Annotated in this window: 13 protein-coding genes; 9 read left to right on the top strand and 4 right to left on the bottom strand. The window is 44.0% G+C overall.

Going from position 1 to position 12,735, the window contains the following annotated elements; all coding sequences use genetic code 11:
* Positions 1-21 precede the first annotated feature (21 nt).
* Positions 22-972 (bottom strand): LysR family transcriptional regulator, encoded by a 951-nt coding sequence (locus tag Vt282_RS13555; RefSeq protein ID WP_162063629.1) that lies wholly within the window; start codon positions 970-972, stop codon positions 22-24.
* A 106-nt stretch (positions 973-1,078) separates the two neighbouring features.
* On the opposite strand from Vt282_RS13555, the gene Vt282_RS13550 reads away from it, so the two are divergent.
* Together Vt282_RS13550 and tsrA are read left to right on the top strand one after the other, a co-directional pair.
* Positions 1,079-2,269, top strand: a complete 1,191-nt coding sequence (locus Vt282_RS13550) for a multidrug effflux MFS transporter (protein WP_162063628.1) — start codon at positions 1,079-1,081, stop codon at positions 2,267-2,269.
* 83 nt (positions 2,270-2,352) lie between these two features.
* Positions 2,353-2,637 (top strand): H-NS-like global regulator TsrA, encoded by a 285-nt coding sequence (tsrA, locus tag Vt282_RS13545; protein WP_162045278.1) that lies wholly within the window; start codon positions 2,353-2,355, stop codon positions 2,635-2,637.
* 32 nt (positions 2,638-2,669) lie between these two features.
* Here the strand turns inward: tsrA and asnC are convergent, their stop codons facing one another.
* Positions 2,670-3,134 carry a transcriptional regulator AsnC gene (gene asnC / locus Vt282_RS13540; protein ID WP_162045279.1) on the bottom strand — a complete coding sequence of 155 codons (465 nt, stop codon included), beginning with the start codon at positions 3,132-3,134 and terminating at the stop codon, positions 2,670-2,672.
* A 105-nt stretch (positions 3,135-3,239) separates the two neighbouring features.
* Between asnC and Vt282_RS13535 the strand changes: the two genes are divergently transcribed.
* The 3 genes from Vt282_RS13535 (at position 3,240) to Vt282_RS13525 (ending at position 7,757) form a co-directional block, all read left to right on the top strand.
* Positions 3,240-6,389 (top strand): EAL domain-containing protein, encoded by a 3,150-nt coding sequence (locus Vt282_RS13535; protein WP_162063627.1) that lies wholly within the window; start codon positions 3,240-3,242, stop codon positions 6,387-6,389.
* 51 nt (positions 6,390-6,440) lie between these two features.
* Complete coding sequence (locus Vt282_RS13530; protein ID WP_162063626.1) at positions 6,441-7,220, top strand: class I SAM-dependent methyltransferase; 780 nt, start codon at positions 6,441-6,443, stop codon at positions 7,218-7,220.
* Between the two features lie 90 nt (positions 7,221-7,310).
* Positions 7,311-7,757: a hypothetical protein gene (locus Vt282_RS13525; RefSeq protein WP_162063625.1), complete on the top strand. Its 447-nt coding sequence runs from the start codon at positions 7,311-7,313 to the stop codon at positions 7,755-7,757.
* Between the two features lie 46 nt (positions 7,758-7,803).
* On the opposite strand, the gene Vt282_RS13520 is transcribed toward Vt282_RS13525, so the two are convergent.
* Entirely contained in the window at positions 7,804-8,682 is an 879-nt protein-coding gene (locus tag Vt282_RS13520) for a carboxylate/amino acid/amine transporter (RefSeq protein WP_162063624.1), read from the bottom strand.
* A gap of 59 nt (positions 8,683-8,741) precedes the next feature.
* Complete coding sequence (locus Vt282_RS13515) at positions 8,742-9,167, bottom strand: universal stress protein (protein WP_162063623.1); 426 nt, start codon at positions 9,165-9,167, stop codon at positions 8,742-8,744.
* Positions 9,168-9,298: 131 nt separating this feature from the next.
* Here Vt282_RS13515 and ftnA point away from each other — a divergent pair, with 131 nt between their 5' ends.
* The 4 genes from ftnA to Vt282_RS13495 all read left to right on the top strand — a co-directional run bounded on the left by ftnA (position 9,299) and on the right by Vt282_RS13495 (position 12,702).
* The gene (gene ftnA / locus Vt282_RS13510; RefSeq protein WP_162045283.1) at positions 9,299-9,826 is read left to right on the top strand and encodes a non-heme ferritin; all 528 of its coding nucleotides are present in this window, start codon (positions 9,299-9,301) and stop codon (positions 9,824-9,826) included.
* A 73-nt stretch (positions 9,827-9,899) separates the two neighbouring features.
* A complete protein-coding gene (gene uspB, locus Vt282_RS13505) occupies positions 9,900-10,223 on the top strand; it encodes a universal stress protein UspB (RefSeq protein ID WP_162045284.1) in 324 nt (107 codons plus the stop codon).
* A 136-nt stretch (positions 10,224-10,359) separates the two neighbouring features.
* Positions 10,360-11,547 (top strand): BaiN/RdsA family NAD(P)/FAD-dependent oxidoreductase, encoded by a 1,188-nt coding sequence (locus tag Vt282_RS13500; RefSeq protein WP_162063622.1) that lies wholly within the window; start codon positions 10,360-10,362, stop codon positions 11,545-11,547.
* Positions 11,548-11,694: 147 nt separating this feature from the next.
* The gene (locus tag Vt282_RS13495) at positions 11,695-12,702 is read left to right on the top strand and encodes a substrate-binding domain-containing protein (RefSeq protein ID WP_162045286.1); all 1,008 of its coding nucleotides are present in this window, start codon (positions 11,695-11,697) and stop codon (positions 12,700-12,702) included.
* Positions 12,703-12,735: the final 33 nt, after the last annotated feature.

Below are 12,735 nucleotides of genomic sequence, written 5' to 3'. Positions count from 1 at the left end.
GATTTTTCGCCATAAATCGCACTAGTAACTCGCACGTAACGCATCGGTTTTGTCACAAATCATGGCTCGTAACCAGGTTAACGCCGGGTCATTTTCCCGGTCTCGGTGCCAGAATAGGGTATAAGCCATTGGTGGAAACTCGAGGGGCAGAGTTAGCACGGTCAAGTTCAATTGCTTGGCTGCAAGCTGAACAAAGTGACTTGGTGCAGTAAAGACAAAGTCAGTGTAGCTACATAGACTGGCTGCACTATTAAAGTCCGGAACGGTAATCGCGATATCCCGTTCTTTACCAATATCGGCAAGGCGATAATCCAATAGCCAGCGATCATTACCATCACAACGTACTTGTACGTGCCGTTGTTTAAGGTAGTTTTCTAGATTCCAAGGTTGTTTGAGTGCTGGATGATTATTGCGAACTAAGCATTTTTGATTGTCACGGTAGATCTCTTGCTCGCAAATGTCGCTTGGCGGCAACATGGTTAACTTAGCATCATTAATATCGATATCTTTACCGGTGATACCAAGATCGATTTCACCACGCTGCAATAGAGCGAAAGTTTGCGAATTCCACGGATGCGTGCTGATGGTGACATTCGGCGCTTGCTGGAAAATGTGGGGTAAAAAGTGAGGCAAGATCAGTGGATAGACACTTTCTACGGCAGCAATTTGAAACCGATGATCACTGGTGTCAGGTACAAAGTGCTCAGGTTGGGTGAGCAACTCCAACTGATGAATCAAGTTTTCGAGTTTTGGTTTCAGAAACAGAGTTTTTGGTGTTGGCGTGAGCCCATGCGAGCTGCGCACAAATAGCGGGTCATCAAACTGGATTCTCAATTTCGCTAAGTTTTTGCTTACAGCAGATTGTGACAGGCATAAGCGATTGGCTGCTCTGGTTACGTTGAGGTCTTCACTCAATACTTTGAAACATACCAGTAAGTTGAGATCGAGGCGGGCTAGCTTTTCGATATTCATTGGTATTCCTAAATAGAATAACTTTGATGATAGATTGTCATTGGAAGTAATATCTAGACTAACTTAGACTAGCGCCAATTTCATTAATAACTGATTAATTTTTATCATGTCTAGCGCTGTTTCGCCGAAAAAATCTCAAATGATAATGTTAACCCTACTGGTGCTATTTAGCCCTTTAGCGATTGATATTTACTTGCCTGCTTTACCTCTAATGTCAGAAGCGTTTCACGTGGAACACGCGCTATCTCAAGGCACGATAACTTGGTTTTTATTTGCTATGGGTTTGGGGCAGCTATTTGCTGGCCCTCTGGCAGATAAACTCGGACGTCGAACTGTTGCATTGGGAGGAATTGGCATCTATTGCGTGAGTGCTCTATTGGCGTGGGGTGCTCAAAATATCGAATGGATGTTGGTTGCTCGCGTGCTACAAGGCTTCGGTGCTTGTGCTACATCGGTAGCCGCCTTTGCAACAGTTCGCGACTTATTTGGCCCTGAAAAAAGCGGTCGAATGATTAGTTACCTCAATGGTGCAATCTGTTTTATTCCGGCGTTAGCGCCGATTCTTGGTAGTTGGTTAACGCAACAATTTGGCTGGCGCAGTAACTTTAGCTTTATGGCGCTATATGCCGCTATTGTGTTTGTATTGCTGGCGCTACGTCTAAAAGAAACCAACCCACAAATGAGCCAAGAGCCAGTGTTTAAGCTTAATCGTTACTTAGACATTCTTAAAACACCGACGTTTATCTTTCATGCCAGTCTCTGTATGTTGGCCATGGCCGTTATTTTGGCGTACGTAACCTCGGCACCAGTAGTATTGATGGAGCAACTTGGTTTGGATATGAACCAATTTACGTTTTGGTTTGGTATCAATGCAGCGATCAATATTGCGGCGAGTATGACAGCACCAAAATGTATGGATAAGTTGGGTACACGTTTAACATTGGTGATTGGTCTCGCTGTGTTGATGGTAGCTGGTGTCATGATGCTTCTGCTCGCCAATGTGGCACATCCGATGGCGTTTATGTTGCCGGTATTTATGTCATCGATTGGTTTTGCTTGGATTCTAGGTGCTGCCGCGGGTAAAGCACTGGCACCTTTTGGTGATAAAGCGGGTACAGCGGCTGCGCTTTTAGGTCTACTGCAAATGAGTGGTTCTGGTTTGGTGATTGGTTTAGTACAACTGCTAGGTGTTGAGGCGAAAGTAATGATCGCAATTCAGATGCTGATCGTACTTCCTTGGTTTATAATCATGTTTACCAGACCCGCACGTGCTTGGCATCAAGCTGTCGCGCAATAATTCGCTTGGTCTGCAAACTATTACTCGCCAATAAAAAGTTGTATATTATTTGGCTCAACTTAGCAGGTGGAAAGCAGTAGAACATGTCTTTAACGACGTACGAGATCGCTAAATTAATGGAGCAACTAGACAGTTCTCCAGAGAAAATAATGTTTGGTAAAGTTCTTAATGAACTAGGTAACCAAAGTGGTGAACGCATTCAGAGTGCAGCGAAACAGGTACCGCTTCCTGTTTTACGTGACATCATCTACCACTTTCAACAAGTGATCGCTTCTCGTAAAGACGAACAAGTTGATCTACTTGCTAAACAGATTTCTGATCAAGGGATCTCGGTTGAAGAGTTGAAGCAATACCTTGCTTCACGATAAACAGATTTGAAGCTCGCCAATGGCGAGCTTTTTTATGGGTTCACGTTACGGTTGATAGGGTTCTGTAACGAAATTAAAGTCTCGGTGGATTGCACTTCATCGATCGCCTGCAGTTTGTCGATTAACACATATTGCAGCTCTTCTATCGAACGACACATTAATTTGACGAAAATATTGTAAGCCCCAGTGGTGTAGTATGCCTCGACGACTTCCTCTAAAGCATTGAGCTTTTCTAGCGCAGAGTGATAGTCGCGGGCAGCGTTAAGGTTGATGCCAATAAAACAGCATACGTCATAACCAAGCTTCTTGGTGTCGACAACAACTTCAGTCCCCTGAATCACTTGCGCTGCTTTCATCTTTTCAATTCGCACATGAATGGTGGCTGGGCTGACATTGAACTGTTTTGCCATCTCAGCGTAGGGGGTGCGAGCATCGGCCATTAACGTCTTTAATATCGCCTTGTCTAAATCGTCGAGTTTATTTGGATGAAGATTCATTAATTTCCCTGTCATAGATGAATTCAATGCTTAGTGAAGAATTTCAACTAACCCCATTAATGGTAATATCTACCACCTTTTTCTTTCTATATCGAACATTGTTAAGTGCGCGCTGGATTCATTCTTCTCTGCTGTCTATTTAGTTCTTATGTGACGGCGCAAAATAAAGAAGTGCTTGTGGTTCATTCCTATCATCATGGCTTCTTTTGGACCGATCGTTTTCAGCAAGGCTTGAATGAAATCCTAACTACAACCGATATTCAACCTCAGATAGATTATCTAGATACCAAACGCTTACAGAACCAAGATTATCTCGATCAACTATATCGCTTATATCAATCTCAGTTCAATCACAAAGCTTACGATGCCATCGTGGTGAGCGATAATACCGCATTAGCGTTAATGAAAAAGTTGGCGCCAGAGCTAAATGGGACACCCGTTATCTTTGGTGGTATCAATCATTACCAAGCCGATATGCATACTGGAATCAATGCGACTGGTGTTATTGAAGAAATTGATATCGCGGCAAATTTAGAACTTATTCAGAGACTGCAGAACAATACGCATACTGTTTATCTGGTCACCGACAAAACGGTGACTGGAGAAAAAATACTTGAGCAGATCAATCGCTATATATCCCAGCACAAATCATTGCCTTTCGTGGTTAAACCTTTGGCACTGGATTCATTTGATGAGGTGTTGGCGCTGGCAAAGCAGTTTGATAAAAGAACCAGTTTGATTTTGGCTGCTTTTTTCCGTGAACAAAGCGGAACCATTATTACGCCGCGTGACATTCAAGAGTTAAGCCTACTATCGGGTGGCCCTGTATACATGGTGCATGATTTAGGGTTGGGCTTTGGTGCTGTGGGCGGTGTGATGCCGAACGCGCGCTCTCAAGGGCAGCAAGCGGCCATGAAACTGATAGAAGTCTTAGAGCATCCTGAACAGCCACTACCTGCGATTGAAGTTGGTATGCGGGAAGTTAAATTGGACTACAAAGCTTTGATCGCATGGAAGTTAAATGGCAATGATTTGTTGTCGGCGGCTTTGATCAACAAACCGTTAAGCTTTTCAGAGCGTTATCACCGCGAATTACGTGCAGCAGCATTGTTGTTCTGCATATTGCTCACCGTCATTGTGGTGTTAATTTATTACCTCAGTCGATTGAGAAAAAGCGAACGTCTTGCGAGTGATAACCAAGCATTGATTGAGATGGTTTTTGATCAAAGCTATCAGTTGATTGGTCTTTTCGATCTGAACGGTTATTTGTTGTCGGCCAACAGCAAGTTGAGTGCATTGCTATACAGTAATGGTGCATTGAGTGAGCAACCACTATGGGCTTATCGTCAGTGGCACCGAGATACAGCGCCTTTGATTCAACAATACTTTGAGAACCTTACCAGTAAATCGGTGTGTCAATTTGAAGCGGAGTTATTCCATCCAGAACAGGGTGCGATGAGTATTGAACTGACGTTGAGAATTCTCTCTGTGCAAAAACATGCCTCACCACGCGTGCTGCTTGAGGCGCGTGATATCACTACAAGGAAGCTCACGGAAGCGCGCTTGTTTGAGAACGAAGCAACACTAAGTTATTACTACCATCAGCAACCAGTCATGATGATTACGCTTGATGAACAGAATCGCATTCAACAGGTCAACAGCTTTGCCGAGCAGCTACTTGGGTATCATGAAAAGCAGTTATTAGGACATCAGCTAAAAGAGTTTTATTTCGATGATGAAGCTCTGATTGCGCGTCAGATATTGCTGCAACCTAAACAGGCCCTGAAAGGAGTATGGCGTCGAGAAGTTGCTTATCGTCACCAAGATGGCCACGTGCTTTGGATTCGCGAAAATATCAGGCCATTAGCCGAAAGTGGTCACTTACTTATTGCTGGTGAAGATGTTACTGAAACACATCAATTAGCGGAACAGCTCGCTTATCAGGCGCAGTACGACTTATTAACCGATACCTATAACCGTAACCAATTTGAAATTGAGCTGGCAAAAGCATTGAAAGAGGTTGCGAGCCACACTCGTACTCACGCGATGCTGTATTTAGATGTCGATCAGCTAAAAGTACTGAATGATACGGCTGGCCATGAAGCGGGCGATGCGGCGATACAGTTCTGTGCCAGCATGCTGCAAGAGGTGCTCCCGAGTAAGGCGATCTTGGCTCGAATGGGGGGCGATGAGTTTGCTATTTTAGTGAAAGATTGTGCAGAGGTGAATGTTAAACGAGTCGCTGAATCTATTCTCATGGCGTTGGCACAACAACCTTTCATTTGGGATGAAATTAAACTCAATCTGACTTGCTCGATCGGCATACGTTTGATCGACCATTCGGTGAGCTCTCCGCAAATGGTCCATGCTCAAGCAGACACTGCTTGCCATGCGGCAAAAGAAGAAGGGCGAAATCGCTACAATATCTATTGCCAAGATGACCAATTATTACGTCGTCGAGAGATGGAGATGGGCTGTGTTAACTTAGTGCACAGGGCGTTAGCAGAAGATTGCGTCGAGCTATTTGCACAACAAATTCTTAGCTTAGATGAAGGCGCCTCAGGGATGCATTTTGAGGTGTTGGTTCGAATCCGAGACAGCTATGGTGAGTACCTATCCCCAGGTTTATTTATGCCAGCCTCCGAGCGATACAGCATTGCGCATTTATTGGATAAGCGAGTCATACATCAAACATTGACGTGGCTAGAGTCGAACCCAAATGCCTTAGAGAGACTGGGATGTTGTGCGATCAATATTTCTGGGCAATCTATGGGTAACCAAGGTTTTGTTTCATATTTGCTCGAAGCGTTAAGTCATACCTCGGTACCGTGTGAAAAAATCTGCTTGGAAATTACCGAAACGGCCGCGATGAGTAACATGAACCAGGCAATAGAGTTATTCAGTCAGCTCAAACAACTTGGTTGTGTGATTGCGTTGGATGACTTTGGATCAGGCTTATCTTCGTTTGGCTATTTGAAAAAGCTGCCGGTTGATATAGTAAAAATTGATGGTCTGTTTGTTCGTGATATGGCGAACAACGGCATGGACTATTTGATGGTGAAATCGATTAACGATTTGGCACAAAAGATGGGTAAACGGACCGTTGCTGAATTTGTTGAAAATAACCAGATCATCGATTTATTGGTGGAGTTAGGTGTCGACTATGCTCAAGGTTATGTAATAGGAAAACCACAACCACTGGCGGATTTAGTATCTCAATTGATGGCTGATAACGCCAATCGTAGTAGCGAATGATAAAATTCGCTAAACTTCGCCCTCTCTTTTTGCGCTTTATGGAGCACCGCCTTGCAACTACAACTTGTTTGTGAAGACTCAATACAAACCGAACGCCTAGAGCAAATTGCTCAACGTTGGGGATTACAACATGACTCATCCAGTCCGTTCGCACTGGTATTGACAGAACAACGTTTGGAATTGCGTAAACTCGACGAACCTAAACTGGGTGCAATATTTGTTGACCTAGTGTCAGGTGCCGTAGCTCACCGCCGCAAATTTGGTGGTGGTAAAGGGCAGGCGATAGCCAAAGCTGCAGGTTTAAATAAAGGTGCGACGCCAACGGTGTTGGATGGTACGGCAGGGCTTGGGCGCGATGCGTTCGTATTGGCTTCACTGGGATGTAAAGTGCAAATGGTGGAACGTAACCCTGTCGTGGCAGCATTACTTGATGACGGTTTAATGCGAGCGAAAGCTGATGCAGAGATCGGTTCATGGGTGAGTGAGCGAATGACGTTAATTCATGCTTCTAGCCACAATGCACTCAATGAACTAGCGAGTGATGTGAACTTTGTGGCCCCGGATGTGGTGTATCTTGACCCAATGTACCCACACCCAGAAAACAAGAAAAAGAGTGCTCTAGTCAAAAAAGAGATGCGGGTTTTCCAATCATTGGTTGGGGCTGATAATGATGCAGATGGCTTGTTAGAACCTGCGCTAGCTTTGGCTACCAAGCGTGTCGTGGTTAAGCGCCCAGATTATGCTGAGTGGTTGAATAATCATAAGCCGAGTATGGCGATTGAAACAAAGAAAAACCGCTTTGATGTGTATGTAAAAGCATCGATGACTTAATTCTCTCAAGTAACAATTTCTGCTTGCTTCAACACGGGCTTGGTTGTATATCTTAGTAATAACTATTCGTATTCTTACTAAGGTTGTTGTATGAGTAAGCGTTTGTGCAAATTAAATCGTCACGATATTACCGCTCAATTGAGTGATATAACGCACTTAGTCAGTGCACCAAAGTATATTTGCCGCTCGTGCGCTCGTTCTTCTGCAGATAAGAATACCTTGTGTAAGCCAGAGGCATTAGCGGTAGATACTAAGTTGCATGATGTGAGTTTAGCGACAGAGATTAAGCCAGAACCAGCATTGCAACGAGTCTCCTTTGAATCAGCGCATGAACATAACGTTGATGCTAAGCATCTTAAGAAGCAGGCGAAAAAGCAGAAGAAGTATGCAAAAAAACTGAGTAAGGCAATCAGTAAGCAAGAAAAGTTACTGCGCAAACAACAGAAAATTGAAGCGAAATTTAGCTCGGTCAATCAGCGCTTATATCAATTACAAGCCTCGATGACAGCACCAAAATCAGCCGAATCACTTCATTAAAAAAGCCCGCTATCTTAGCGGGCTTTTGCCATCTGGGGCGATGGGATTAGCGGGCGGCGTAATCTCGCTCCACTCGGCGTTTCACCCAAGTTTCATTTACCCATAGCGAAAGCAAAATAACCGCTCCGCCTAAACCTAAACGAAGTAAGTCGGCATTTTGATTCCAGATCAGGATATTGACGATCAATCCTGCTGGCACGAGCGCATTATTCATTACCGCCAAAGCGCCGGCATTGACTAAGGTTGCGCCTTTGTTCCAAGCGAAATAACCGAAACCAGAGGCGATGACGCCCAAATAGAACAAGATTCCCCATTGAACATTCGTCGTTGGGAGTTTATCTGGGTTGCCCATCAACAGGTAAGCGGTACTCGCTACAACTAAGGCGCCTAAATAGAAATAGCCAAAGATAGAGTGTTGCGGCAGCTCAACTTTTTCGGTTTCCATAATGTGCTTGTAGCCTACCTGACCAATGGCAAAGCACAGGTTTGCTCCTTGTACGACTAAAAATCCGAGTAAGAAGTTTTGATTGATCCCTGCGAACTTAATGATGACAGCGCCAGCAACAGCGATAACTGCAGTGACTAAGTACCAAGGTGAAAAGCGTCCTTTGAGCCAGTCATAAATCAGGGTGACATAAATAGGAGTAAAGACTGTGAAAAGTAACACTTCTGGCACAGAGAGTAGCAAGAAGGATTGGTAGTAGAAGCAATACATCAAGCCAAGTTGAAAGCCACCAACCACCATCAGTTTGAGAATAAGTGAGCGACTGACGCCTTTAAATTTAATAAATGGCAGAAAAACGAGGCTGGCAAGCGCGACGCGCATTAGGACCGAGAACCAAGAATCAACATGGCCAGCGAGATAAACGCCAATCAGGCTAAATGAGAAAGCCCATAAAAGCGTAACGGCTGATAAATAACCCATAATTAACACTCATGAATGAAATCAGCCGTCAGTCTAAACCAGAATAAATCGAGGTGCGATTAATCTATAAGAGGTACAACCAACAAATCGACCGGAGTACAATTTATGAGTTGGCGCGTTGAAGAAAGCAGTTTGCTCCAAAAATCTTGATGATGGCCACATACCACTAGGTCTATTTTGTATTCACCAATGTTTTCACATAGCTCATTACCTAGGTCACCGCTGCCGACCAATGTATGTTTGATTGGATAGCCCGCATTGTCAGCCAACATTTGCAATTGCTCTTGTGAGGCTTCGATGGCTTTGTGCTGAGTTTCAGCCATGTTGATATCGATTAAACCCGTGTACAGCTCTGCGTAATTCACATCGATATGTATAAACGATACATCAGCGTTGAGTGGTGCGGCTAACTTGACGGCTTTATCTACCAAGTGTTTGCTGTCTTCTGATAAGTCAATCGCAACTAAAATATGTTGATAACTCATAATGCTATCTCCTATTGGACTTTGATTTAAGGTTAGCACTGGTCGGTTAATAATTATGCTGTTTTGATCTCATATCTCTCGATGGATCGTGTTATAGTTTTGATAAATAGAAGTATTCACAGGAGAAAACGATGCTGTCTCAAGCAATGGTTGAACAATTGAATGAACAAATTAACCTAGAATTTTTTTCATCCAATCTATACTTACAAATGAGCGCTTGGTGTGAAGATAAAGGATTTGAGGGTGCAGCTGAATTTTTGCGCGCTCACGCCGTAGAAGAAATGGAGCACATGCAGCGTCTATTTACCTATGTAAGTGAGACAGGTGCATTGCCAATTTTAGGTGCGATTGAAGCGCCACCACACCAGTTTGATAGCCTTGGGCATGTATTTCGTGAAACCTATGAACATGAGCAAATGATTACAGAGAAAATCAACAAATTGGCTCATCTAGCATTCACTTGCCAAGACTATTCAACGTTCAACTTCTTACAGTGGTACGTGGCTGAACAGCACGAGGAAGAGAAGTTATTTAAAGGGATATTAGATAAGCTAGAACTTGTTGGTGAGGACGGTAAAGCATTGTTCTTCATTGATAAAGATCTAGCAGCTTTAGCAAAAGAAGGTTCATCTTCGGTTATGGATGCCCCGGCTGCATAGTCCCCAGCCAGAGACACTGTAAACAGATCGTCTTTTCTTCAGGGTGTTCCATACCAGGATGTAGGGAGGAAAGATGATCAGTGCAGACACCATTCTATTCGCGCTTATGATGGTAACCTTGGTTAACTTGGTTCGCTATTTAACAGCGCTTCGTTCATTAATCTATGTGATGCGAGAGGCTCATCCTTTGCTTTATCAGCAAGTGGATGGCAATGGTTTCTTTACCACGCATGGCAATATGAGCAAGCAAGTTAAGCTTTACTCATATTTAAAAAGTAAAGAGTACCATCATCATCATGATGAAGTGTTCACAGCAAAGTGTTCGCGAGTACGTCAACTGTTTATCCTTTCAATGGCGCTAATTGGTGTAACCTTGTTAGCGGTCATCCTCCTTTAAAGCAATGACGGAATTTGAGCGCCGTTGATTAATTGGCAAGCAGCCAAAGAATCGCTAGAATAGCGCCTCGATTAGCAAGGATGTGCCATCAGCACATCCTTTTTTATTTGCGTTGAGAGCGTTTGAGTAAGACATCATGAGTGAAAAATTTGACGTCGTCATTATAGGTGCCGGGGCTGCAGGTTTAATGTGTGCCGCAGAAGCAGGTAAGCGAGGCCGTAAAGTGCTCGTGCTTGATCATGCCAAAAAGCCGGGACGTAAAATCCTAATTTCGGGTGGCGGCCGTTGTAACTTTACTAATTACGATGTCAGTGCCAATAACTACTTATGTCGCAATCCGCACTTTGTGAAGTCGGCATTGTCGCAATACACCAACTGGGATTTTATCTCGATGGTGAGTAAGTACGGGATTGAGTTTGAAGAGCGCGATCATGGTCAGTTGTTCTGTCTCGATTCTGCGAAACAAATTGTCAGCATGCTGCTTGATGAGTGTCAGAACGGCAAAGTTCAGCTGCGCTACCAGCAAGATATTCACCAAATTGAACAAACCGAGCAGGGCTTCACTCTACATGCCAATACAAATGTGATTGACTGTCAGTCGCTGGTGGTGGCAACAGGTGGTTTGTCGATGCCAAAACTTGGTGCGACGCCATTTGGTTATAAGATTGCCGAGCAATTTGGCTTGCCAGTGGTGCCAACGACTGCGGGTTTGGTGCCGTTTACGCTGCACAAACAAGATAAAGAAGCTTTTGAAACTCTATCTGGTATCGCCATTCCAGCAGAAATCACTGCACAAAACGGTACAGTGTTCAAAGAAGCATTGCTGTTTACTCATCGTGGTTTATCTGGTCCATCAGTACTGCAAATCTCTTCGTTTTGGAAAGCAGGCCAAGAGGTGACGATCAATTTGGTGCCTGAAGCAGACGTTAATGAACTTCTTACCGCATCAAGAGAAAAACACCCAAACCAGAGCTTAAAAAATACCTTAGCGAAAGTACTACCAAAACGTTTGGTTGAGGTGATGGTTGAGCGCAAAGAACTTGAGGATAAGCCGCTTAAGCAATTCAATCAAAAGCAGCTGGAACAAATCACCACTTACCTAGAAAACTGGAAAATTGCACCGAATGGTACAGAAGGTTATCGCACCGCAGAGGTGACATTAGGCGGGGTTGATACTGACCACTTGTCATCAAAAACCATGGAGTGTAAACAAATCAAAGGTTTGTACTTTATCGGCGAGGTGATGGATGTAACGGGTTGGCTTGGAGGCTACAACTTCCAGTGGTGTTGGAGTTCGGGCTTTGTCGCTGGGCAACATGCTTGATTGTACAGACTGATTGATTTTGTGAGCTCTCCCATAAAAGGGGGAGCTTTTTGTATCCATAGTGAGTATTTACTCATGCGACACTTGTTGAGTATGGCGTGCGCGGGCATAATGTTACGTGTAACATAAAATCACAATAATCATACAATGAGTCAAAATAACAAGAAAAATCGCGCGACACTGCAGGATGTCGCAGACCAAGTTGGCGTTACTAAAATGACGGTGTCGCGCTATATGCGCAACCCCGAGTCAGTGGCTGAAAAAACACGTGTTAAAATTGCCGCAGCGATTGAGCAAACGGGTTATATTGAAAACCGTGCACCAGCAATGCTGTCTAAATCTTCGAGCCGCGCAATTGGCGTTCTGCTGCCTTCACTTTCAAACCAAATTTTTGCAGCGTTCGTTAAAGGGATTGAAAACGTCACTAAGCCACAAGGCTATGAAACTTTGTTGGCACACTTCAGTTATGATGAACATGAAGAAGAGCAGAAGATTGCCTCTTTATTATCTTATCAAGTAGATGGCTTAATTCTGACAGCAAGCGATCACACGCCGCGCACACTACAGATGATCAAAAATGCGGGTATTCCCGTGGTGGAAACCATGGAACTGCCTCTAAAGCCAATTGATATGGCGGTCGGCTTAGATCATGAAGAAGCATCATATCAGGTAGTAAAACGCATTCTTGCTTCAGGTAAAAAGACCATTGCCTATTTTGGCGCACGTTTAGATACGCGTACCCGATTACGTATGCAAGGTTACGATCGTGCTATGTCAGAGGCCGGCTTTGAACCGAAACATATTTTGACGGGTGAGCATTCAAGCTTTTCCATCGCCGATGGACTTCTTGAAAGAGCGCTAGAACAATACCCAGATCTAGATGGTGTGTTTTGTACCAACGATGATATTGCCATCGGTACTTTGCTGAGCGCTCAGCGTCGCCAAATAGCAGTACCACAACAATTAGCGGTCGTGGGTTACAACGCGCTTGATATTAGCCAAACCATCTCTCCGAAACTGACCAGTGTCGATACCCCTCGTTTTGCCATTGGTGAAAAAAGTGCGGAGTTGCTACTCACTCGTTTAAGAGGCGAGGCTGTTGAAGAGAAAGTGGTGGATATGGGGTATCAAATTACCGCAGGCGAAAGCGTTTAATTCATTTTCGCTTGAAATTAAAAAGGCTTAAAA

The organism is Vibrio taketomensis, assembly GCF_009938165.1.
Lineage (GTDB): Bacteria > Pseudomonadota > Gammaproteobacteria > Enterobacterales > Vibrionaceae > Vibrio > Vibrio taketomensis.
This window is presented reverse-complemented; position numbering and strand designations above follow the sequence as displayed.